The sequence below is a fragment of the Aeromonas sp. MdU4 genome, assembly GCF_041929505.1.
In the GTDB taxonomy this organism is placed as follows: Bacteria; Pseudomonadota; Gammaproteobacteria; order Enterobacterales; family Aeromonadaceae; genus Aeromonas.
Window position 1 is genome coordinate 24,588 of sequence record NZ_JBHFMW010000035.1, and the last position, 22,141, is coordinate 46,728.

The following is a 22,141-nucleotide window of genomic DNA, read 5'->3' on the forward strand; positions in this document are numbered from 1 at the left end:
ATGACCAAAGGCCTTGTCTGGGACAAGGCCTTTTTTATGACAACGTGAAACTGCGCGCCCTGTTGTCACTTGGGGTTGTTTGGCTATGCGCGAGAGATGAGACGTAGAATCGTGGCCAACGGGGAATTGCACGTGTTGGAAGTGAACATGGCAGAGGTATCGGAATGAAGTTGAATGCAATTTTGTGGGATTATGACGGCACTTTGGTCAATTCGGTGCCGAAGAATATCGACATCACCAAGCAGATCCTGGCCGAGGTCGCCCCCCATTTGACCGGCGAGCATTTGCCGCGCTATCTGCGTAGCGAAGCGGACTATCACCATGCCAATCACGCCGCCAGGAACTGGCAGGCGCTCTATATGGATTACTACGGCCTGTCGCAGGACGAGATGGTGCAGGCTGGCAGTCTGTGGGCCAAGCATCAGGAGATGAACAAGACAGAGGTGCGTTTTTTTGCGGGGCTGGAGGCGGTGATTGGCCGTTTTTCGGCCATTCCCCACGGGATCTGTTCGCAAAATTCCCAAAAAAATATTCGCCGGGTGCTGGAGCAGCATGGGGTGAATAGCCAGTTCAAGGCCGTGGTTGGCTACGATGACGTGCCAGGACTGCAGCAAAAACCCCACCCCTTCGGCGGTATCAAATGTCTGGAAAGTATCTTTGGTACGTCCCGCTGCGAGTCACTGCTCTATATCGGCGATCATGAGGCGGATGTGCAGTTTGCCCGCAATTTGCAAGCTGCCTTGGGTGAGCAGACCCGGGTCATTTCGGTTGCCGTGGCTTATAGCCGAGCAGAACCGGAGACATGGCAACACCAACCAGACTATATCGCCCGTGACGTCGAGGATCTGCTCCCCATCATCGGGCAATATCTGTAAAGCCAGCCGCAGATTGCCGTACGGAATAGACAAAACGCCGATAAGTTGATCGGCGTTTTGTCTATGCGGAGCCTGATGGTTTCACCCCCGGCTGGTTTAGCACTTTGCCTGTTTAAAGATGGTGGCTTAAAACAGCAGTTGCGTCAGGTAGCCCATCAGGATCGCCATGCCGAGGATCACGGTAAGGAAGGCCACAATCATCGGGGTTCTGAACATCGATTTGAGCAGGATCACCTCGGTCAGGCTGGCTCCGGCACTGCCGATGATCAGCGCCATAACGGCGCCCATACCCATCCCTTTGCCCAGCAGTACCGACGCGAGCGGGATCACTGCTTCGGCACGGATATAGAGCGGGATCCCGACGATGGAGCTGAAGGGGATGGCCAGCGGGTTGTCGGCGCTGGCATGGGTGGCGATCCACTAGGCCGGAATAAAGCCGTAGATAAACGAGCCGATGAGCACCCCCAGCAGCAGGAAGGGCAATACCGCTTTGAACTGCTGCCAGGCATCGATGCGAGCCTTGAGCCAGGCGGTGGGGAGCTGTGGCGCATTGGTCAGGGTTGCAGTGCCATCGCTGCAGCAGGAGAGGGTGGCCTGTTCTGTCATCTCTGGTTGCGGTACCGGGCAGCACGCCGCCCCGTTGAACGGTTTGATTGCGCGAATGGTGCCACCTTGGTTGTCACTGCAATTTGCCTCAGTTTTGCTGCGGGTCGCCGGGCCACAGCCGCTGCTGCAGGAGGGGGTGGCCTCTTTGGCGTCGATGACATAACGCTCGAACCCGAACCTGTCGAGCAGCATGCTCGCCATGACGGAGACGCTGGCCGCGATCACGGCGTAGAGCAGGGTCACTTTCCAGCCGAAGGTGGCCCACATCAAGCCGACGATGATGGGGTTCAGCAGTGGGGAGATAAACAGGAAGGTGAGGGTGGGGCCAAAGCCAGCCTTGGCCGAGAGCAGGCCTCTCAGCATGGGGATGGTGGAGCAACTGCAAAAGGGGGTGACGGCGCCGAGCAGGGCAGAGAGCAGATAACCCTTGCCATGGCGCGCCCCCAGCATCCGCTGGATCTTTTCGTCGGGGATCTTCTGGCGGATCAGGCTGACCCCGGCGCTGATGACCAGAAACAGCACCGACAGTTCAACAGCCAGAAACAGGAACATCTGCGCTGCATCGGTCAGCATGGTTAACCACTCATTCATCATCGTATCCTCACTTGGTTTCTATATTTCCAAAATAGTCGAAATGAATGTTCGGTCAAGATATTTCTGGTATTATCGAAATATCAAATTCGTGGAGGGAGCTGAGATGCAACTGGAAGAGGTCGCCAAGGCATTGAAAGAGCTGGGTCATCCGACCCGCCTGTTTATCTTTAAGCATCTGGTCAAGGCGGGAGAGCAGGGGTTGCCGGTGGGCGAGCTGCAAAAGCAGTTGGCAATCCCCGCCTCCACTCTCAGTCACCATATCGCGGCGCTGGTCTCGGTCGGGCTGGTGAAGCAGAACCGGGAGAGTCGCACCCTGCTTTGCGTCTCTCAATACGCGGTGCTGGAGGAGATCATCGCCTTTTTCCGCGATGAGTGTTGCGTCAACAGTCCGGATCATTGGCAAGATCACAGGCAAGAGATGCCTTCCTGAGTACCGTGATTGTTGGCAGCTCCGTCAGTTGGACTGCGCGCAATAAAAAACGCCGATCATCCGATCGGCGTTTTGTATTGATGTCGCTAACTGCGGGAATTAACCCAGATTGGCTGCGACCTTGCTCTGGGCTTGCCCTTTGCGCTTGATGACGAAGCCGATGCCCAGTACCACCAGCCAGGCGGGGATCAGTTCGACCGAGATCCGGAAATCGGGGGTCATATACATGATCACCAGGATACCAGCCATAAAGGCAAGGCAGAGGTAGTTGCCGAAGGGGTACCAGAATGCCTTGAACTTGGGCTGGACGCCTTCTGCGATCTTGGCCTTGCGGAACTTCAGGTGCGCCAGGCTGATCATCGCCCAGTTGATCACCAGCGCGGAGACCACCAGCGCCATCAGCAGGCCGAAGGCCTTACCCGGCATCAGGTAGTTGATCAGCACGCAGAGCAGGGTGGCGATGGCCGAGACCGAGAGGGCGATCAACGGTACGCCGCTCTTGTTGGTCTTGAGCAGTACTCTCGGGCCATTGCCCTGTTTGGCCAGACCGAACAGCATCCGGCTGTTGCAGTAGACGCAGCTGTTGTAGACCGACAGTGCTGCCGTCAGCACCACGATGTTGAGCACGGTCGCGACCAGATTGCTGTCCAGTGCGTGGAAGATCATCACGAACGGGCTGCCGCCTTCCACCACTTTACCCCAGGGGTAGAGGGACATCAGGATGGCCAGGGCGCCGATGTAGAAGAGCAGGATGCGATAGATCACCTGATTGGTGGCCTTGGGAATGCTCTTCTCGGGATTGTCCGCTTCCGCAGCGGTAATACCGACCAGCTCCAGACCGCCAAAGGAGAACATGATCACCGCCATCGCCATCACCAGACCGCTGATGCCGTTGGGGAAGAAGCCGCCCTGTGCCCACAGGTTGGTGACGCTCGCTTCGGGGCCGCCGGCACCGGAGAGGAGCAGATAGCCACCAAAGCCGATCATGCCGATGATGGCGACTACCTTGATGATGGCGAACCAGAACTCCATCTCGCCAAATGCTTTGACGTTGGAGAGGTTGATTGTGTTGATCAGCACGAAGAAGAAGGCTGCCGACATCCAGGTCGGAATGTCGGGCCACCAGTATTGGACATAGATGCCCACTGCGGTTAACTCGGCCATGCTCACCAGCACGTAGAGCACCCAGTAGTTCCAGCCAGACGCAAAACCGGCAAACTCGCCCCAGTATTTGTAGGCAAAGTGGCTGAATGAACCGGCTACCGGCTCTTCCACCACCATTTCACCGAGTTGGCGCATGATCAGGAAGGCGATAAAGCCGCCGATGGCGTAACCCAGCAGTACCGAGGGGCCGGCCATCTTGATGGTTTGGGCAATGCCCAGAAAGAGGCCGGTGCCGATGGCGCCGCCTAAAGCAATCAACTGAATGTGGCGGTTTTTAAGGCCGCGCTTCAGCTCCTCACCGTCTTGTTTCAAATCCATGGGTCTGTCCTTACGTCTCTGTTGTCTCTTGCCGGTGTTGGGCTCATCCTGAGCAGGCACGCAGTGCGTAGCCAAAACCTGACGAAAGCCGTATTTATTTCGTTACGCTGCGCCATTTTTAATTTTTAGTGTTGGCTGGCAACCGAAGCAGAATAGTGATAATTCGCCATGAATGCACCTGTTTTCCATGCTGGATGGCCGTATTTTGTGCCAAAAGCAGCGTTTTTATGATCCCGAGAGGCTTCCTTGTAGTTTTTGGTTGAAATTTGCGCAATCGAATTCAATTTTGTTGACATCTGCCTTTGTTTGGTTGTTTATGTTTTTTTGACTAAAGAGGATGCAAATGATGCCAAGTAAGCTGGGGGGCAGGGATGTGGAGCGCGTAGAGAGCGGGAGTGCCTTACAGCAAGGAGTTGCCCGGAGCCTGCTGGTGGCGCTCTGGCTAGGGATTGCCGCCAGTCCGCTGTTGTTGCTGGTGGCCGCGACCATGCTGCTGGGCTGGCTGTTGCTCGGTGATCAGGGCTTGCTGCACTACTGGCAGTCGCTGCTGCTGGTTGGCGGGGTGACAGGGGCGCTTGCTGGCGGCTGGTTGGCAGAGCGGGTGCGGATACGCCACGGCTTGCTGGCCTTCTATGCCCGGTTGATGAACAACCCGGAGCTCAATCGATAATCAAGTCTGGCTGTTTGCAGAGCGGCACAGAACAGCGGCACGGCGGCTAACGGGCGCTGGTGACAAGCGCGCAATGACAAGGTTGGCAAGAGAAGGGATAAGCATTTGTGGTGCTTATCCCTTTTTTATCCACGCTTTTCACTGTCATCTATGCAAACCACAGCTCACAACAGCTGACTTTTACCGATGAGCTGTGATTTTTATCTTTTGTTGATGCCGACAGCTGTCAAGCTGGCTTAACAGAGCTGGCGGCGTAGACCGGTCGCCTCGAGGACTTTGGCGCTGATCTCCTCCACCGAGTGGGAGCTGGTATCGAGGAAGCGGATCGCCTCCTGGCGAAACAGCCGTTCCACGCAGGCTAACTCCTGCTCGCACTGCTCGATGGAGGAGTAGCGGCTGTTGGCGCGGCGCTGGTTGCGGATCTCCTGCAGCCGCTGCGGCGCGATGGTGAGGCCAAACAGCTTATGACGGTTGGCCTTGAGCGGGGCGGGCAGCTCCAGCATCCCCATGTCCTGCTCGATAAAGGGGTAGTTGGCGGCACGAATGCCGAACTGCAGCGCCAGATAGAGGCTGGTGGGGGTCTTGCCGCAGCGGGAGACTCCGATCAGGATGATATCCGCCTCGTCGTACTCCCTGGTGGTGATGCCATCGTCGTTGGCCAGCGCGAAGTTGACCGCCTCAATGCGATCGTCATAGAGCTTGCGGTTCTCCATGCCGTGAGTGCGGTGGAGGCGGGGCTCGGCTTTCACCCCCAGCTCTTGCTCCAGCGGGCTGACGAAGGTGTTGAGAAAGTCGTGAGCGCACGCTTCCGATTTGAGCACCTCTTCCCGCACCTTAATGTCGACGATGGTGTGAAACAGGATGGGGCGCACCCCGGTCTGGCGGAACTGTTCGTCGATCCGCATCCGCACCTGACGGGCTTTCTCCTGGGTCTCCACAAAGGGGATAGTGATCTGCTCGAAGGCCAGCGGAAACTGGCTCAGTACCGCGTGGCCGAACACTTCGGCGGTGATAGCGGTGCCGTCTGAAACATAAAATACGGTGTGCACGTGGGGCTCCTGTGATACCGGCGTATAGGGCTACATGGGGTAAAGGGTGAGAAGTATCTCTCGAAACCATACCAGTTTTGTCAACCGGTCTGCTGTGCCCAAGTTGTGAAGTGGCTTGCAAACCTGAATCGTTATCTTTTTGTGTCGCCATTGTAGAATGTTCCGGTCATTCGACCATCCCCAACTCTTGCTCGGGGATTTTTTTGAAAACCAGTGGAAAACGTTTTCATGGCCGTTGGCAACAAAAGAAACAGACAATAACGCACCTGACTTACCCATAACCTCATCGATTAAATCGGGCGCACGAGGTGCTATGGCATCGGTGCCCACCAACCTGGAGACATCCAAGTGCAACAGTACGTGCTCTGGTACGAACAACTCGGAATGCAGGACGTAGAACGCGTTGGCGGCAAGAACGCATCCCTTGGCGAGATGATCAGCAACCTCTCTGGCGCCGGTGTATCCGTGCCGGGGGGCTTTGCCACCACCGCCTTTGCGTTTAACGAGTTTCTGGAGTCAAGCGGCCTCAACGGCAAGATCCATCATCTGCTCGACAATCTGGACGTGGACGATATCGCCGCCCTCAACCGAGCCGGTCAGCAGATCCGCGACTGGGTGATCGAAGCCCCGTTCCAGCCCGAGCTGGAGCAGGCGATCCGGGTTGCCTATGAGAAGTTGAGTGCAGGCCTGGGTGATGGCATGAGTGCCTCGTTTGCTGTGCGCTCCTCCGCCACCGCCGAGGATATGCCGGACGCCTCCTTTGCCGGTCAGCAGGAGACCTTCCTCAACGTACGTGGCATCGATGCCGTCATGACGGCGGTCAAGCATGTGTTTGCGTCACTGTTCAACGATCGCGCCATCTCCTATCGGGTGCATCAGGGCTATGACCACAAGGGCGTGGCCCTGTCGGCCGGGGTGCAGCGGATGGTGCGCTCGGATCTCGCCGCCTCCGGCGTGATGTTTACCCTGGATACCGAGTCCGGCTTCAACGACGTGGTCTTTATCACCGGCAGTCAGGGGCTGGGGGAGATGGTGGTGCAGGGGGCCGTCAACCCGGATGAGTTCTATGTGCACAAACCAACCCTCAAGGGGGGCCGCCCGGCGGTGGTGCGCAAGACCCTCGGCTCCAAGCTTATCAAGATGACCTACTCGGACGATGCCGGTCACGGTCGTCAGGTGAAGATTGTCGACACCGATGAGGCCGAGCGCAGCCGCTTCTGCATCACGGATGCAGAGGTGATGGCGCTGGCGAAACAGGCCCTCATCATCGAGCAGCACTATGGCCGCCCGATGGACATCGAGTGGGCCAAGGATGGTCAGGATGGCCAGCTCTACATCGTGCAGGCGCGCCCGGAAACCGTGCGCAGCCGGCAGGAGGCCAACACCCTCGAGCGGTTTGCCCTCAAGCAAGCGGGTAAGGTGCTGATCGAGGGGCGGGCCATCGGCCACAAGATTGGCTCAGGCCCGGCACGGGTTATCTCCTCCATCAGCCAGATGGACGAGGTGCAGCCCGGCGATGTGCTGGTGACCGATATGACCGACCCGGACTGGGAGCCCATCATGAAGCGGGCCTCCGCCATCGTCACCAACCGTGGCGGGCGCACCTGTCACGCGGCTATCATCGCCCGCGAGCTGGGCATTCCGGCGGTGGTCGGCTGTGGCAACGCCACCGACCGTATCGAGCCGGGTCAGCGGATCACCGTCTCCTGCGCGGAAGGGGATACCGGTTTTATCTATGACGGCGAGCTGGACTTTGACGTGGCGGTGACCGAGGTGGGCAACATGCCACGGCTGCCGATCAAGATCATGATGAACGTCGGTAACCCGGACAGAGCCTTCGACTTTGCCCAGTTGCCCAATGCCGGGGTGGGGCTGGCACGCCTCGAATTTATCATCAACCGGATGATCGGGGTTCACCCCAAGGCGCTGCTGGAGTTTGACCAGCAAACACCAGAACTGCAGGCCACCATCGCCAAGATGATCGCCGGTTACGACAGCCCACGGGAGTTCTACGTGGCCAAGCTGACCGAGGGGATCGCCACCCTGGGGGCTGCGTTCTGGCCGGAGCGGGTGATAGTACGGATGTCGGACTTCAAGTCCAACGAGTACGCCAATCTGGTGGGCGGTCGTGGCTACGAGCCTCACGAAGAGAACCCGATGATCGGTTTTCGTGGCGCGTCCCGCTACATCGCCGACAGCTTCCGCCCCTGCTTTGCCCTCGAGTGCGAGGCGATCAAGCGGGTGCGCGATGTGATGGGGCTGACCAACGTCGAGGTGATGATCCCCTTTGTGCGCACCGTGAGCGAGGCGGAGCAGGTGATCGACATCCTGGCCGAAAACGGCCTGCGCCGCGGCGAGCGGGGGCTCAAGGTGATCATGATGTGCGAGATCCCGAGCAACGCCCTGCTGGCAGACCAGTTCCTCGAGCACGTGGACGGCTTCTCCATCGGCTCCAACGACATGACCCAGCTCACCCTTGGACTGGATCGGGATTCCGGGCTGATTGCCCACCTGTTCGACGAGCGTAACGAGGCGGTCAAGGCGCTGCTGGCTATGGCCATTGCCGCCGCCCGCAAGGCGGGCAAGTACGTGGGGATCTGTGGTCAGGGTCCATCCGATCACCCGGACTTCGCCGCCTGGCTGGTGGAGCAGGGGATCGACTCGGTGTCGCTTAACCCGGATACCGTGGTCGATACCTGGCTCTATCTGGCGGAGCAGCATGGCCGCAAGTAAGTCGCTGCCTTGGCGAGCAGAATAGAAAGGGGGCCATGATGGCCCCCTCGATATATTGGATAGATATGCAGCTACACAGTGGCTGAGTGTTTTCCACTATGCCCCTATTTGGGTTGTTGCTTTGCCCCCGAGAGTTCAATTTGCACCTTAACCCCCTCCTGCTTGAGTTTGGTAGCGATAGCGTTGAGATCTGTGCCCGGTTTGGCCTCCAGCAGGGCGATACCGCTGCTGCTCAGCGTGAAACTAAGACCATAACGGGTTGCCAGTGCGGTGGCGCTGGCGTCATCAGCCTCCACCAGCAGGGTGCCACTGACGGTGAGCTCGGGACTGTCGGCCCCTTGCAGCAGTACATCGCCGGGGCGCAGGGTTTGCTGCGGGGCTTTGCTGTCAAGGTTGCGGGCGACCCGTTTTTTGCTGCCGTTGTCGGGAATGAGATAGGTCTGGCCGTTCACCTCTATGGTGTTGTACGGCTTGCCATCCATAGTGATGGACTCTTCGGCGCAGAGCTGTCCCGAGAGGGGGACCAGCAGGGTTGCCAGAAGCAAGGTAACAGGTTTTTTCATGGTAATACTCCTAGCGTGTTAGCTGCGGTTGGCATCGTGACCCAGAACCCGCAGGGACCATGAGATCAGTTGGCCGGGTTGACGACTGTTGATCTCGGTTACAACGGTGAGTTCCTCGGTCGTTTCATCGAACTTGTATACTTGGCGGTCATCCTTGGCCACGTCAGTCACCTCCAGTCGCCACTCTCCCTGAGCCGATTCACCATAGAACTTGTGTGAGAGCATGCGCATATCGCGGATCCCTGTGGTGAGGGTATAGCCAAATTCCTCCCGGTCGAGGGTTTGGCCGATCAGGCTGTTGAAGGGGTTGAGCAGTATGCTACGGGTGCCGGAGGGGGAGACCAGCTCGATCAGCAAGTCGGGCAGGCGCTGATGATCCAGACTCACCATCACCTGGACAGCTTCCACCGTCAACGGCTCGTCAATCAGCGTGGTCGAGCTGGTTGGGTGGGCACCAGCATTCGGAATGGCCCCAATTTCGGGGTCTGCGGGGTCTTTCACTACGACCTCTTGCCAGGGTAACTGCACCAATGGCGGCAGGGGAATATGGTCAGCCGCTAGGCTGAGTGCCTTGTTGACATCCACCAGACCGAAGCCGTAAGTCGGGCTGTACCACATGCCAGCAAAATTGCGTTCCCACCCTTCGAGGCCTTTCACGTTCCGCCTCTGGCCAGTGCTGCTGGTATATCTGATCATCACCGGTGCTTGCGCGGCATCAATCCGAGTGGCGCTGCGCGCCAGTACGTCTCGCAGGTCGCGCACCGACATGTTCGGATAGGCTGACATCAGCAGTGCCATGGCCCCGGAAACGTGGGGGGTCGCAGCAGAGGTGCCATTCATGATGGCGTTGTAGTCGCAATGTGGGTCCAGTTTCCCGTTCAGAGCGTGTAGCCGGTTCTCACGGGTGCGGTCACCAAGTGGCAGTTCAAGATCATGGTGATAACCCCTCTCACAGCCAGGCAAGTCCGTAGTGACAATCGCCGGTGCATCTATGCCGTCCTCACCACCCGGGGCACTCAGAAAGACGCTGCTCCCCACGCTGGAGTAGGAGGCTCGCACCCCGTTGGCATTGATGGCGCTGACCACCAGGTTCCAGAAGTTGCTGTTGGCGGGATCCAGGTTGCTGTTTTCAAACGGCAGGGCGAAGGGGTTATTGCGCCGCATGTAAGAATAATCGCCACGGGAAATAGAGTTGAAACCATTGCCCGCTGCTTTGATATATGCCGCGCCAGCAGTCAGGGTTTGCTGTCCAAACAAACCGTCGAGTTGATTCTGGTTGGGACTGACCGGAATCGGTCGGGTGATACTCTGGCCATAGCTCTGGTTGAAGACCCGGATGTTGCGGCTGGCATAGCTGTTACCAAGGGCATAGAGCCAGTCAAGTTGTAACTGGCGGCTAGCTTTAGCGAGCAGATTGAAGCCTTGCAACTGCGCGCTGGGGGCAACCCCTTTGGTTCCGATTGCGTTATCGACAGCAGCAATGATGCCTGCGACCGCGGTGCCGTGGCCATCTTTAGGCTCGGCTGGCGTGGGATCCTCGCTGCCAGTCACCACGTTTCTCGACCCAGGGTGGATATTGTCCTCTAGATCAGGATGCCTGATGGCCAGTCCATCGTCGACGACCGCCACATTGATACCCTGACCGAGTACGCCGAGTCGGTGGGCCCACCAGAGGTTGAGATCATTGCCTGCTACTCCACCATGGTGGCTGAACGCATCCTGTCCGCTGTTGAGCAGACCCCATTGTTGATACTGAAACGAATTCGTACCTGGCAGACAGCGCTCCGTGCTGCTGCGTCCGATATCTATGCCACTCTCCTTGCCGGTGAGTGGTGCACAACCTTCACTTGCCTGAACGAGCGCACTGGGCTGGGTCGACAGCAACGCTGTGATCGCCAGTGCTAACGATGTTTGCTTCATTATTTTTAAACTCCATTTTGAATGGCACCATCCTGGGTGCGACTGAAACCTATACACGGGCGATGGAGATTCAAAAAGAGCCTTTTGCAAAAAGCTCAATGAGGTTCAAAGAAAACCGATCCAGTGTGTGGTTGGTATTCTAATGACACTGCCTATATGATTTATTAGTAATGGATCTTATCTTCCATTACTGATCTTTTTGTTTGTAACTCACTTTGTCGTCACTCTTCTTTGGTGCATCAATCTGGATATAGGGGCAATCCCAGGAGAAGTCGCGCACCGGGTAAAGTGAACAGCATGGCAGTGTTTGGAGCAGGTAGTAGTGAGTACAAGGGCGATGAAGTGTGGGGTTGAGCCTTGGGCCACCGGTTTATTGCTTGGCGGTGGTGGATGGCTCTGTTATGGTAACTGCAATAGCCGTTTGGATGGCCAGACTGCTGATGTGTGAGGTGTGTTGCTTCTGAAAACAAGCCCGCCGCAGGCCTATATCTCGATGCGTACCTGACAGGGAGTCCCTATGCCGTTTCGTTCTTTCTTTACCTTTTCCCTCTGCCCCGGGGTGATCGCCAGTACCTTCATTGCCGGAATCGCTGCCGGAAGTGTCGCTTGTTCTGCCATTGCAGCGGATGCCACGGCCATACAGCCAGTTAAAAAAGAGATTGTGATTGGCACCACTGTGGGAGATTTTGCCGATATGGTGACCGACTCCATCAAGCCGCAGCTGGAGGCCAAGGGGTACAAGGTCAAGCTGGTGGAGTTTACCGACTATGTGACCCCCAACATTGCTTTGGCCGACGGGTCACTGGATGTGAACTGTTTCCAGCACAAACCCTATCTTGAGAGTTTTGCCAAGGATCGGGGGCTGTCGTTGGCGCCCATTACCCAGGTACCCACCGGCCCGATGGGTCTCTATTCTGGCAAACTGGCGGCACTCGACAAGGTGCAAGAGGGGAGTACGGTTGCCATCCCCAACGATCCCACCAATCAGGCGCGGGCGCTGTTGATGTTGCAGGATCTCGGTTGGCTCACCCTCAAGGAGGGGATAAACCCGCTCAAGGCGAGCGAGTTTGATGTGGTGAATAATCCGCACAATCTCAAGCTGGTATTGCTGGAAGCTGCACAGTTGCCCCGTTCGCGGGAGGATGTGGATTTCTCGGTGATCAACGGTAACTTTGCTGCCTCCAGCGGTATCCCGTTCAGTGAAGGGTTGTTTCTGGAGCGCAGCTATGACTTCATCAACTGGGTGGTGGTGAAAAGCGCGGATGCGGAGCAGCCGTTTGCCAAAGATGTGGCAGCGGCTTACAACTCGGCGGCCTTCAAGGCCTATGCGGCCAAGCATTTTGTCGGCTACAAGTACCCGCAAGGGTGGGGTGGCTAACGCCCCATCAGGGTTAAATTATTCCGTTATGGCATGAAAAACGCCCCGAATGTGGGGCGTTTTTCATGGTATCAAGCCATCAGCGCGGGCTCATTGATTGCGATAGAAGCGGTTCAGCTCGTTCATCACCTGGATCATGGCGCCCATATCCGGGGTGCCGTGCTTGATCGGGCGATAGCTATTGCGCTCCAGCAGTTCGAAATCACCCTGCTTGTTGAAGTGGGTGATGGTATCACCCTGGTAGATGGCAAAGTCGTTCTGATCCCCTGCCAGCACCCAGGTTCGCGGGCTGGTGTCGAACAGATTGCGGCCGATGCTGTAATCCCGTGGCGGGTTGCGCACCCCCAGCATCCCCTGCATCAGGGTGGGCGCCAGATCGAGGTGGCTACTTGGCTGCTCCAATATCTGGCTGTCACGGCCCGGCCAGGCAATCACCATGGGCACTTGTACCTGATAGGGTGAGTAGTTGCTGCCGGCACCCCAGCTGTTGCTGTGGGTATCGTTGAACTCCTGACCATGGTTGGCCGTGATAACGACAATCGTATTGTTATCTATGCCTTGCAGCTGCAGCTCGTTGAGCATCTGCTCGAGTAGCTGGTCGGTATAGAAGACCGAGTTCTTGTAGCGGTTCTCCAGCTTTTGCAGGTTTTCTGCCCGATAGGCGGTTGCCGGGTTGAAGTTGGCGAGTTCCGGCTGGAACGGCCCCTTCATGGTAGCAGGCAGCTGGTAGTCACCGGGACTAGAGAGGTAGACCAGCGAGAACCAGGGGCGTTCTGGCGTGCGCTTGTCGAGCCACTGCTGCCAGTCGGTCAGCAGTTTGCCATCGTCACCCTGTTCGGAGACAAACACCTGTTTGCGCAGGCCAGAGAGGATGCTCTTGCGATACTTCTGGGCATCTTCCATCGCACCGAACAGCCCGAACTGGTAATCCTGACGCAGCATTTCGTCGAACAGCACCGGCGGGCGTTTATCGCTGCTGATGTCCTTGTAATAGTGGCCGGGCAACCCGTAGAAGAGGCTGAACATGCCCATCAAATCGTCGTTGCCGCCACTGAGATGGTTGCGGAACGTCAGGTGCTGATCCGCATAGCGTTGCAGATTGGGCATATTGATGTTGTTGAGCATGTCAAAGCGCAGCGAGTCGACCACCACAATCAGCAGATTGTTGTGGGTCAGCGGTGCGTTGACGTTGAGCGGACGTAGCGGATAGTGCATCCGGCTGTCGCTGTCATCCCCCTGGGAGGCCGCCTGCTTCTCGTACTGATCCAGATCCAGCCAGCCATGTTTGGCCAGGAAGGAGCGGGCCGTCATGGGGTAGGAGAGGGGGAAGTTGGCGCGCTGCATGGTGATGGGCTGATACAGGGTGGCATCTGCCCAGCTGTTGACCACGTGGGTCAGGATAAAGCAGACCAGCAGGGCAAGCCCTACCTGATTGCCGTACTGGCGGCGCTTGCGCTTGTTGATCTTGCGCCAGACATAGGCCGACAGCAGCAACTGCAGCAGAAAGATGGTGGGCACGGCGACGAAGATGATGCTCCAGATTGAGCCCTCTTCGGTCTGCGCCTGATCCAGCAGCAATTGCCACACCTGGGCATTGAGGTGGAACTTGAACAGCCGGAATACCTGGGTGTCGATCAGCAGCAGCACCAGCGCCAGGGTGGCTATGATGGCTGAGATGAACCGTAGTGACTTCTCTTTGGGCAGCACGAAGCTGAGCGGAAAGACCGTCAACAGGTAGGTGACAAAACTCAGGAACGAGAAGTGGCCAATCCAGCTTACAACGAGGTAGATCACGCCGAGCGTGGTCGATGGCCAACTGATGGCACCCAGATAGCGGGTGGCGATCAGCATGGCCAGAATAATGTTGAAGAAGGAGAACCAATGCCCCCAGGTGATCAGGCGAGAGACATTATCACGATAGGGGTTACCGGTTTCGACCATAGTGATCCATCTGCGTTGAGAAACGTCAAATCAACAGAGTCGGGGACTCAGTGTGCGTCGTGGCGGTTATCGACCGATGCGGTCAGGGCCTGGACAAACTTTTCAGTGATGGCCTGACGCTGGGCCGGTGCCATACCGTTGATGATATTGGTGGTCAGGTTGCCGAGCACCATCAGGCTGAGATCCACCGGCGCCTTATGCTTTTCCAGCGCAGTGATCAGGTCGTTCATCAGGGCGTCAAATTGCTCGTTATTGTACTTTGATACGATGGGCATAATCTTCAGTTCATCTCGGTTCAAAGCGCCTTATAATACTTCACCCTTTCGGCTAACACTATGGCTTTGTGACATGAGTCTCGATATCGACAAGATCATTCTTCACTCCTTGCGCCAGGGCGGCGATGGTCAACCCCACGCCGATACCCGCAGCCAGACCCTGCCTCCTGACGAGGCGGTACAGGGGCTGATGGCGGAACTGCATCGGATCTACAACGGTAAAGGTGGCAAGGGTTTTGGCTTCTTTGCCGACCCTGAAACGGCCGTCGCCGAGCTGGCTGACGGCATCGATGCCCCCAAGCAGCCCTCGCCCGCGTTTCGTATCGCCCTTGAGCAACTGCTCAGCGAGCAGACCGAATTTGTGCCTTTCTCGGTCAATGTGACCCAGATGCTGGTCAAACAGCTGGTGGAGCACGCCCTCGACGAGCAAGGGGTGCTGCTGTTTGCCAAATACAATTATGTCGGGGTCGATTATCTGTTGATTGCCCTGCTGGAGGGCAAGGAGAGCGTCACCGTCAGCGAGGCGCTGGAACTGCGCCATATTCAGTATCTCGATATTGGCAAACTCAATCTGGTGGCCCGCATCGATTTGACCGAATGGAAAACCCAACCCGAATCACGCCGTTATATTACCTTCAGCAAAGGACGGATCGGCCGCAAATTGGGTGACTTTTTTATGGACCTGCTGGGTGCCCGTGAGGGCATGGATGCCAAGGTGCAAAATAAAGGGCTGCTGCAGGCGGTGGAAGATTATTGCGACAGTCGCCAGCTCGAACCGACCGAGCGCAACGATTACAAAAAGCAGGTCTTCAAATATTGCACCGAGCAGGCGAGTGCCGGTGAAGAGATCGAAATCAAGGAGCTATCTGCAGAACTCTCCGCAAAAGATGCAGGCGACGGCGATCTCGATTTTTACAGCTTTATCGGTCAAGAGTATGAGCTGGAAGATCGCTTCCCGGCCGACCGTTCCACCCTGCGCGGCTTGACCAAGTTTGTTGGCTCCGGTGGTGGGCTCACGTTGAGCTTTGAGCAGAAGCTGTTGAACAGCCGGATTTTTTATGACCCTCAGACCGACACCCTGACCATCAAGGGGGTACCGCCCAACCTCAAGGATCAGCTGCTGCGTCAGTCGTAATGTGATCACGTCGTCATTTCTTGCAAAAAGAGACTTCGCCTTGGCGGAGTCTCTTTTTTTATTGGCACAGGGCATTGACCGAAACTGACGCGGTACTTTGTTAACAAATCAAACAAAATAAATCACCTGAAAGGGTTTTCATTCAGGTGAAAACCCTTTCAATCGAGTAATAAAATTTCATTTTGGTAATTATATTTCCTTGGTTGTATTGAAATAAGCCGATAAACAGGCCTATTTCCCCGATTTAAGAAAATGTTTTCAAAACTTTCTGGAAGGAAATACGTAATTGCATTTCAAAAATGCGAGTTGCGTCATGTGAGCCGTTTGCCGCTTGGGATAATATTCATCCCGCACACAATGCTCTTACAGCGCGGAACTAATACAAGGAAAGGCTCATGAAAAAGAAATTGCTGTCATCCCTGATCGGTCTGGCCACTCTTGGCGTCGCTTGCTCTGCCACTGCTGCCATCGATGAAGGCCAGCTGACCATCTGGATCAACGGTGACAAGGGATACAACGGCCTGGCCGAAGTGGGTAAGAAGTTTGAAGCAGAAACCGGCATCAAGGTTACTGTTGCTCACCCGGATCAGGTTGAAGTGAAATTCCAGCAAGCCGCCGCCACTGGCAACGGCCCGGACATCTTCTTCTGGGCTCATGACCGTTACGGTGAGTGGGTCAAAGCCGGTCTGCTGGTTCCGGTGACGCCGAACGCGGCTACCAAAGCCAAATTCGAACCGCTGGCATGGGATGCCATGACTGTTGATGGCAAAACCTATGGCTATCCGGTGGCCATGGAAGCAGTCAGCATGATCTATAACAAGGATCTGCTGCCTGAGCCGCCGAAAACCTTCGAAGAGATCGCCAAGATTGACGAGACCCTGAAGAAGAATGGCAAGCGCGCCATCATGTGGGCCTATGATACCCCCTATTTCAGCTACCCGTTGTTGGCTGCCAACGGTGGTTACGCCTTCAAGAAAACCGCTACCGGTTATGACGTAAAAGATACCGGCGTGAACAACGCGGGCGCCAAGATGGGCGTGGGCTACATCTCCGAGATGATCAAATCTGGTCACCTGGAAAAAGGTATCGACTACGGCGTAATGGATGCCAAGTTCAACAAGGGCGAAGTGGCCATGATGATCAACGGTCCCTGGGCCTGGAGCAACTTGGACAAGAGCGGCATCAAGTACGGCGTAGCGCCGCTGCCGACCCTGAACGGCAAGCCAGCCAAAGCCTTCGTTGGCGTACTGGGTGCCACCATCAATGCCGCCAGCCCGAACAAGGATCTGGCTATCGAGTTCCTGGAAAACTACCTGCTGACCGATGCCGGTCTGGCACCGGTTAACGCCGACAAGCCGCTGGGTGCCGTTGCGCTGAAATCCTTCCAGAAGACCCTGGAATCCGATCCGCGCCTCAAGGTCACTGCACAAAACGCGTTGGGCGGTGAACCGATGCCATCCGTGCCCGAGATGAGCCGTTTCTGGGCTTCCTTCGAAACCGCACTTAAGAACGTGACCTCCGGTCGTCAGGGTGTTGACGAAGCACTGGATACCGCTGCCAAGCGTATCGTTCAGTAAGCTCGTACTCCCCGGGAGGCTGTCATGGCCTCCCGCTCTCTCAAATCTCTCTTGGCGTTATAAAGGTTAATTGGCATGGAAGTAGTACCTTCTGTTGAGTCCTATGCCGGTCCGAAGGATAAGCACACCTGGCTTAAGTGGACCATAGCGGCCCTGGTCGCCATCCTCAACGGCTATGCAGCCGTGATGATGTACGCCAGTGGCGAGTGGGTATTCGCGCTGCTGGATCTGGTGGTGGTTTCCGTCGGTCTGTATGTCTTCATGAACAAGAAGACCTATGCCCATCGCTACATCTTCCCGGGTGTTGCGGGCATGGTTGTGTTTATCATCTTCCCTCTTGCCTACACGATTGGCATCGCCTTCACCAACTATTCGGGGTCCAACTTGCTCTCCGTGGAGCAGGCGCGGGACTACCACCTGAAGAAAACCTACAAGGTGGCGGGTGGTGAATTCGATTTTACCCTGCTGGGTGGCGACAATGGCCAGTTCCAGCTGCTGCTGACACAGGATGATCACTCCTTTATCAGCCAACCTGTTTCTCTGATGAACAACAAGGCCCGTGAGCTGGCGTCCCGTGAGGGCCGAGTGCAGAGCACCCAGCAAGTGGTCGAGTTGCAGCCCGTGACTGGCGACGTCGCCAGCAAGGCCGCGCCGATCCGCGCCATTGTTGAGCATCGTACTCACCTGAGTGACCTTGATCTGGTGTTGCCGGATGGCGGTACCCACCTGACCCTGAGCAGCCTGCGCAAGTTTGCCGCCCAGAAGCAGCAGTACACTCGCCTGATGGATGGCGCTGTGCTCAAGTCCGGTGTGGTTATCAAAGACAGCAACCTGCTGCGTGATACCCAGAATGGCGAGCTGATGCTGCCCAACGGTGACACCGGCTTCTATCAATACATCGACGAACAGGGTCAGTTTGTCGGCAAGGGCGTGGCCCCCGGTTTCGTGGTCAGCGTGGGCTGGAAGAACTTCGCGCGCATCGTCACCGATCCGGGCATCCAGTCACCGTTCCTGCAGATTTTCATCTGGACCGTGATCTTCTCTACCTGCTCAGTTGCCTTCACCCTGGCTATCGGCATGGTGCTGGCCTGTCTGGTGCAGTGGGAGTCTCTCAAGGGGCGCGGTTTTTATCGGGTCATGCTGATCCTGCCCTACGCAATTCCGGCGTTTATCTCCATCCTGGTGTTCAAGGGGTTGTTCAACCAGAACTTCGGTGAGATCAACATGTTCCTGGAAGCGACGTTTGGCATCAAGCCGGACTGGTATACCAACCCCTTCCTGGCCAAGGTGATGATCCTTATCGTTAACACCTGGCTTGGCTACCCGTACATGATGATCCTCTGCATGGGCCTGCTCAAAGCCATTCCGGAAGATCTCTATGAAGCGTCCGCCATGGACGGTGCCGGCCCGGTACAGAACTTCTTCAAGATCACCGTGCCGCTGCTGATGAAGCCGCTGACACCCCTGTTGATTGCCTCGTTTGCTTTCAACTTCAACAACTTCGTGCTTATCCAGTTGTTGACCAACGGTGCGCCCGACATCATCGGCGCCAGCACCCCGGCCGGTACCACCGACTTGCTGGTGAGTTATACCTACCGGATTGCGTTCCAGGGATCGGGTGGTCAGGACTACGGTCTGGCCAGTGCCATCGCCACAGCTATCTTCCTCATCGTAGGTGCGCTGGCGTTGCTCAACCTGAAATTGTCCAAAGCCGACAAGCAACTGTAAGGAGGCTTCAACATGGCAATCGTACAACCCAAATCAGTCAAATACCGGGTGTGGGCAACCCACCTGGTCATGTGGGGCTTCCTGGCGCTGATCATTTTCCCGTTGATCATGGTTATCGCCATCTCGTTCCGTAACGGTAACTTCGCGGTAGGGGAGATTATCCCCTCCAATCCGACTCTGGATCACTGGAAGCTGGCGCTGGGTATGTCCATCACCAACGCCGACGGCAGCATTACGCCACCGCCGTTCCCGGTGCTGACCTGGTTGTGGAACTCCATCAAGATCGCTGGCATCACAGCCCTGATGATCGTGACGCTCTCCACCACCTGTGCCTACGCCTTTGCCCGCCTGCGTTTTCGTGGCAAGTCCACCATCCTGCAGGGCATGCTGATTTTCCAGATGTTCCCGGCGGTACTGGCGCTGGTGGCTATCTACGCACTCTTTAACAAGATTGGTGACTACATCCCGTGGCTCGGTCTCAACACCCACGGTGGTTTGATCCTCGCCTACATGGGCGGTATCGCCCTGCACGTCTGGACCATCAAGGGCTACTTCGAGACCATCGACTCCTCGCTGGAGGAGGCTGCGGCCATCGATGGTGCGACCCCGTGGCAAGCATTCCGTCTGATCCTGTTACCCCTGTCGGTGCCCATTCTGGCGGTAGTGTTTATTCTGGCCTTCATCGGTTCCATTACCGAGGTGCCCATGGCCTCCATCCTGCTGCAGGATGTGAACAATCTGACCCTGGCGGTCGGGGCCCAGCAGTACCTCTATCCACAGAACTACCTGTGGGGTGATTTCGCGGCGGCAGCAGTGCTCTCCGGCTTCCCCATCACAGTGGTGTTCCTGTTGGCACAGCGCTGGCTGGTGGGCGGTCTGACCGCCGGTGGCGTGAAAGGTTAAGTTAATGGCCGGGGGAGCTGACTCCCCCCGCTATCACGATTTGCAAAGATTCAAGAGCGGAGCTCGTCATGGCTGAAGTAGTACTCAACAACGTTCGCAAAAATTACGATCCGGCTGTTCACAAGGACACCCTGCGCAGCATCAACCTCTCCATCAAGGAGGGGGAGTTTATCGTCTTCGTCGGCCCGTCCGGCTGCGGTAAATCCACTCTGCTGCGAATGATCGCGGGTCTCGAGGACATCACCAGCGGTGAGCTGACCATCGGTGGTCGTTACATGAACGATGTGCCGCCGGTTGAGCGCAACGTCGGCATGGTGTTCCAGTCCTACGCCCTTTATCCCCACATGAACATCTACGAGAACATGGCCTTTGGTCTCAAGCTCAAGAAGATGGACAAGGAGAACATCCATAAGCGGGTGATGCGTGCCGCAGATATCCTGGGCCTTGAACCGCTGCTGGACAGAAAGCCCAAGGCGCTCTCCGGTGGCCAGCGTCAGCGGGTCGCCATCGGTCGCAGCATAGTGCAGCAGCCGCAGGTGTTTCTGTTTGATGAACCGCTCTCCAACCTCGACGCCGCCCTGAGGGTCAAGATGCGTATCGAGATCGCCAAGCTGCACAAGGAGCTCAACTCCACCATCATCTACGTGACTCACGATCAGGTGGAAGCGATGACCCTGGCCGACAAGATTGTGGTACTGAGCCCGCTCAAGGCTGAGGCGGAAACCAACCTGGAACAGTTCGGATCACCGCTGGATCTCTACCACAACCCGGATAACAAGTTCGTCGCTGGTTTCATCGGCTCGCCCAAGATGAACTTCCTGGCCGGTGAGTTGCTGGAGATTGGTGAGCAGGAGTGTGTGGTCAAGCTGAGCTCTGGCGATACCGTGCGTGCCCGGGTTGATGCGCGCAGTGGGGCTGTGGGTGACAAGGTTGAGCTGGGCATTCGCCCCGAGCACCTGATGCCGCTGGATCACCCTCATGCGCACAGCAAGGTGAGCGGGATTGTGCAGGTGGCAGAACACCTGGGTGCCGAGTCCTTCGTCTATATGGATGTGGATGGTCACGACTTTACCGTCAAGGCTACCTCGGATGTGGATGTGGCAACCGGTCAGACATATAGCGTCGGGATCCCGGCCGAGGCCTGTTATCTGTTTGATGCCAAGGAGCAGGCATTCCCCCGGACTGCCAAATATATCCGTACCTGATAGTGTTATTGCGCTGGTTTTCCTTACTATTCAATGCCTTTTTTGCCGGTCGTCAGACCGGCTTTTTATTGCCTGCCGTTTGGTGAAAACGGCAGGCGCGGTAGCAGGGATCAGCCATCGAGATCGGCGGTAATATCGGGGACAAAGGTCTGGCTGGTCAGCGGCGGGCGCTCATACCCTTCGGTCTTGATGGGGGGGAGCTTGATGGGCTCGTAGTGGATCGCCTGGTAGGGCACCTTGCCCAGCAGGTGGGCGATACAGTTGAGACGGGCACGGCGTTTGTCGTCCGCCTCCACCACGAACCAGGGGCAATCCTCGGTATCCGTGTAGGTGAACATGTCATCCTTGGCGCGGGAGTACTCCACCCAGCGCGAGCGGGACTGCAAATCCATCGGGCTGAACTTCCAGCGCTTGATGGGTGTGTTGATCCGCTCCTTGAAGCGCTTCTCCTGCTCCTCGTCAGAGACGGAGAACCAGTATTTGATCACCGTGATGCCGGAGCGGATCAGCATCCGTTCAAACTCGGGGCAGGCACGCAGAAACTCGCGATACTCGGCGTCGCTGCAAAAGCCCATCACCCGCTCGACGCCAGCACGGTTGTACCAGGAGCGGTCAAACAGCACCATCTCGCCAGCAGCGGGCAGGTGAGCCACGTAGCGCTGAAAGTACCATTGGGAGCGCTCTCGGTCTGATGGCGCGGGCAGCGCGGTGATCCGGCAGACCCGGGGATTGAGCGGCTCGGTGATTGCCTTGATGACGCCCCCCTTGCCGGCGGCGTCGCGCCCCTCGAACAGCACGACTACTTTCAGCCCTTCCTGCTTGACCCACTCCTGCAGCTTGACCAGCTCCTCTTGCAGATGGGCTAGGTGGTGTTCATAGCATTTCTTGTCCAGGCGCGGCCGCTTCTTGCTCTTGTCCTTCGGCATCTTTTTCTCCTTTTTGAGTCCATTCTTGCCGTCACTTCAGCTTGCACCAGGGAGAGTCGACTGCCAAGGGGGACGTGTTACACTGCCGCCCCGTTAGTTGGCAACAGAAGCCAACATGAAGCCATTTATGACTATGGTGATTTGCACTGCC

At 56.9% G+C, this 22,141-nt stretch carries 18 protein-coding genes and 1 pseudogene; 10 read left to right on the forward strand and 9 right to left on the reverse strand.

From position 1 onward, the window contains the following. The first annotated feature begins 164 nt into the window (after positions 1 to 164). Positions 165 to 875: an HAD family hydrolase gene (locus ACE1BR_RS20710; RefSeq protein WP_374873615.1), complete on the forward strand. Its 711-nt coding sequence runs from the start codon at positions 165 to 167 to the stop codon at positions 873 to 875. A 126-nt stretch (positions 876 to 1,001) separates the two neighbouring features. Here the strand turns inward: ACE1BR_RS20710 and ACE1BR_RS20715 are convergent. Then, positions 1,002 to 2,072, reverse strand: a pseudogene (locus ACE1BR_RS20715) (permease). 106 nt (positions 2,073 to 2,178) lie between these two features. On the opposite strand from ACE1BR_RS20715, the gene ACE1BR_RS20720 reads away from it, so the two are divergent. Next, complete coding sequence (locus tag ACE1BR_RS20720) at positions 2,179 to 2,505, forward strand: ArsR/SmtB family transcription factor (RefSeq protein WP_374873617.1); 327 nt, start codon at positions 2,179 to 2,181, stop codon at positions 2,503 to 2,505. Positions 2,506 to 2,604: 99 nt separating this feature from the next. Here the strand turns inward: ACE1BR_RS20720 and ACE1BR_RS20725 are convergent, their stop codons facing one another. After that, complete coding sequence (locus ACE1BR_RS20725) at positions 2,605 to 3,987, reverse strand: amino acid permease (protein ID WP_374873619.1); 1,383 nt, start codon at positions 3,985 to 3,987, stop codon at positions 2,605 to 2,607. A gap of 125 nt (positions 3,988 to 4,112) precedes the next feature. Next, positions 4,113 to 4,283, reverse strand: coding sequence for a hypothetical protein (locus ACE1BR_RS20730; RefSeq protein ID WP_374873621.1), 171 nt, complete (start codon positions 4,281 to 4,283; stop codon positions 4,113 to 4,115). 50 nt (positions 4,284 to 4,333) lie between these two features. Here ACE1BR_RS20730 and ACE1BR_RS20735 point away from each other — a divergent pair, with 50 nt between their 5' ends. After that, entirely contained in the window at positions 4,334 to 4,657 is a 324-nt protein-coding gene (locus ACE1BR_RS20735; protein WP_374873623.1) for a hypothetical protein, read from the forward strand. A 236-nt stretch (positions 4,658 to 4,893) separates the two neighbouring features. On the opposite strand, the gene ACE1BR_RS20740 is transcribed toward ACE1BR_RS20735, so the two are convergent. Beyond that, on the reverse strand, positions 4,894 to 5,706 hold the full coding sequence (locus ACE1BR_RS20740; protein ID WP_374873625.1) for a pyruvate, water dikinase regulatory protein: 813 nt from the start codon (positions 5,704 to 5,706) through the stop codon (positions 4,894 to 4,896). 348 nt (positions 5,707 to 6,054) lie between these two features. On the opposite strand from ACE1BR_RS20740, the gene ppsA reads away from it, so the two are divergent. Further along, positions 6,055 to 8,439: a phosphoenolpyruvate synthase gene (gene ppsA / locus ACE1BR_RS20745; protein WP_374873627.1), complete on the forward strand. Its 2,385-nt coding sequence runs from the start codon at positions 6,055 to 6,057 to the stop codon at positions 8,437 to 8,439. Between the two features lie 104 nt (positions 8,440 to 8,543). Here ppsA and ACE1BR_RS20750 read toward each other — a convergent pair whose 3' ends face one another. Together ACE1BR_RS20750 and ACE1BR_RS20755 are read right to left on the reverse strand one after the other, a co-directional pair. After that, positions 8,544 to 9,002 carry a hypothetical protein gene (locus ACE1BR_RS20750; protein ID WP_374873629.1) on the reverse strand — a complete coding sequence of 153 codons (459 nt, stop codon included), beginning with the start codon at positions 9,000 to 9,002 and terminating at the stop codon, positions 8,544 to 8,546. A gap of 18 nt (positions 9,003 to 9,020) precedes the next feature. Next, positions 9,021 to 10,922, reverse strand: coding sequence for a S8 family serine peptidase (locus ACE1BR_RS20755; RefSeq protein WP_374873631.1), 1,902 nt, complete (start codon positions 10,920 to 10,922; stop codon positions 9,021 to 9,023). 517 nt (positions 10,923 to 11,439) lie between these two features. Between ACE1BR_RS20755 and ACE1BR_RS20760 the strand changes: the two genes are divergently transcribed. Beyond that, the gene (locus tag ACE1BR_RS20760; RefSeq protein WP_374873633.1) at positions 11,440 to 12,300 is read left to right on the forward strand and encodes a MetQ/NlpA family ABC transporter substrate-binding protein; all 861 of its coding nucleotides are present in this window, start codon (positions 11,440 to 11,442) and stop codon (positions 12,298 to 12,300) included. A gap of 90 nt (positions 12,301 to 12,390) precedes the next feature. Here ACE1BR_RS20760 and ACE1BR_RS20765 read toward each other — a convergent pair whose 3' ends face one another. Both ACE1BR_RS20765 and ACE1BR_RS20770 read right to left on the reverse strand, forming a co-directional pair. Then, entirely contained in the window at positions 12,391 to 14,241 is a 1,851-nt protein-coding gene (locus ACE1BR_RS20765) for a DUF3413 domain-containing protein (RefSeq protein WP_374873635.1), read from the reverse strand. 47 nt (positions 14,242 to 14,288) lie between these two features. Next, positions 14,289 to 14,516 (reverse strand): YejL family protein, encoded by a 228-nt coding sequence (locus ACE1BR_RS20770; RefSeq protein WP_005333874.1) that lies wholly within the window; start codon positions 14,514 to 14,516, stop codon positions 14,289 to 14,291. 73 nt (positions 14,517 to 14,589) lie between these two features. On the opposite strand from ACE1BR_RS20770, the gene yejK reads away from it, so the two are divergent. From yejK to ACE1BR_RS20795, 5 genes are all read left to right on the forward strand, one after another. After that, positions 14,590 to 15,651, forward strand: coding sequence for a nucleoid-associated protein YejK (yejK, locus tag ACE1BR_RS20775; protein ID WP_374873637.1), 1,062 nt, complete (start codon positions 14,590 to 14,592; stop codon positions 15,649 to 15,651). 395 nt (positions 15,652 to 16,046) lie between these two features. Then, positions 16,047 to 17,228 carry a maltose/maltodextrin ABC transporter substrate-binding protein MalE gene (gene malE, locus ACE1BR_RS20780; protein WP_374873639.1) on the forward strand — a complete coding sequence of 394 codons (1,182 nt, stop codon included), beginning with the start codon at positions 16,047 to 16,049 and terminating at the stop codon, positions 17,226 to 17,228. A 75-nt stretch (positions 17,229 to 17,303) separates the two neighbouring features. Beyond that, positions 17,304 to 18,956, forward strand: coding sequence for a maltose ABC transporter permease MalF (malF, locus tag ACE1BR_RS20785; RefSeq protein ID WP_374873641.1), 1,653 nt, complete (start codon positions 17,304 to 17,306; stop codon positions 18,954 to 18,956). Positions 18,957 to 18,968: 12 nt separating this feature from the next. Then, positions 18,969 to 19,859, forward strand: a complete 891-nt coding sequence (gene malG / locus ACE1BR_RS20790; RefSeq protein ID WP_005333868.1) for a maltose ABC transporter permease MalG — start codon at positions 18,969 to 18,971, stop codon at positions 19,857 to 19,859. Positions 19,860 to 19,927: 68 nt separating this feature from the next. After that, positions 19,928 to 21,064: an ABC transporter ATP-binding protein gene (locus tag ACE1BR_RS20795; protein WP_374873643.1), complete on the forward strand. Its 1,137-nt coding sequence runs from the start codon at positions 19,928 to 19,930 to the stop codon at positions 21,062 to 21,064. Positions 21,065 to 21,174: 110 nt separating this feature from the next. On the opposite strand, the gene ppk2 is transcribed toward ACE1BR_RS20795, so the two are convergent. After that, positions 21,175 to 21,990, reverse strand: a complete 816-nt coding sequence (ppk2, locus tag ACE1BR_RS20800) for a polyphosphate kinase 2 (RefSeq protein ID WP_374873645.1) — start codon at positions 21,988 to 21,990, stop codon at positions 21,175 to 21,177. Between the last annotated feature and the right edge of the window lie 151 nt (positions 21,991 to 22,141).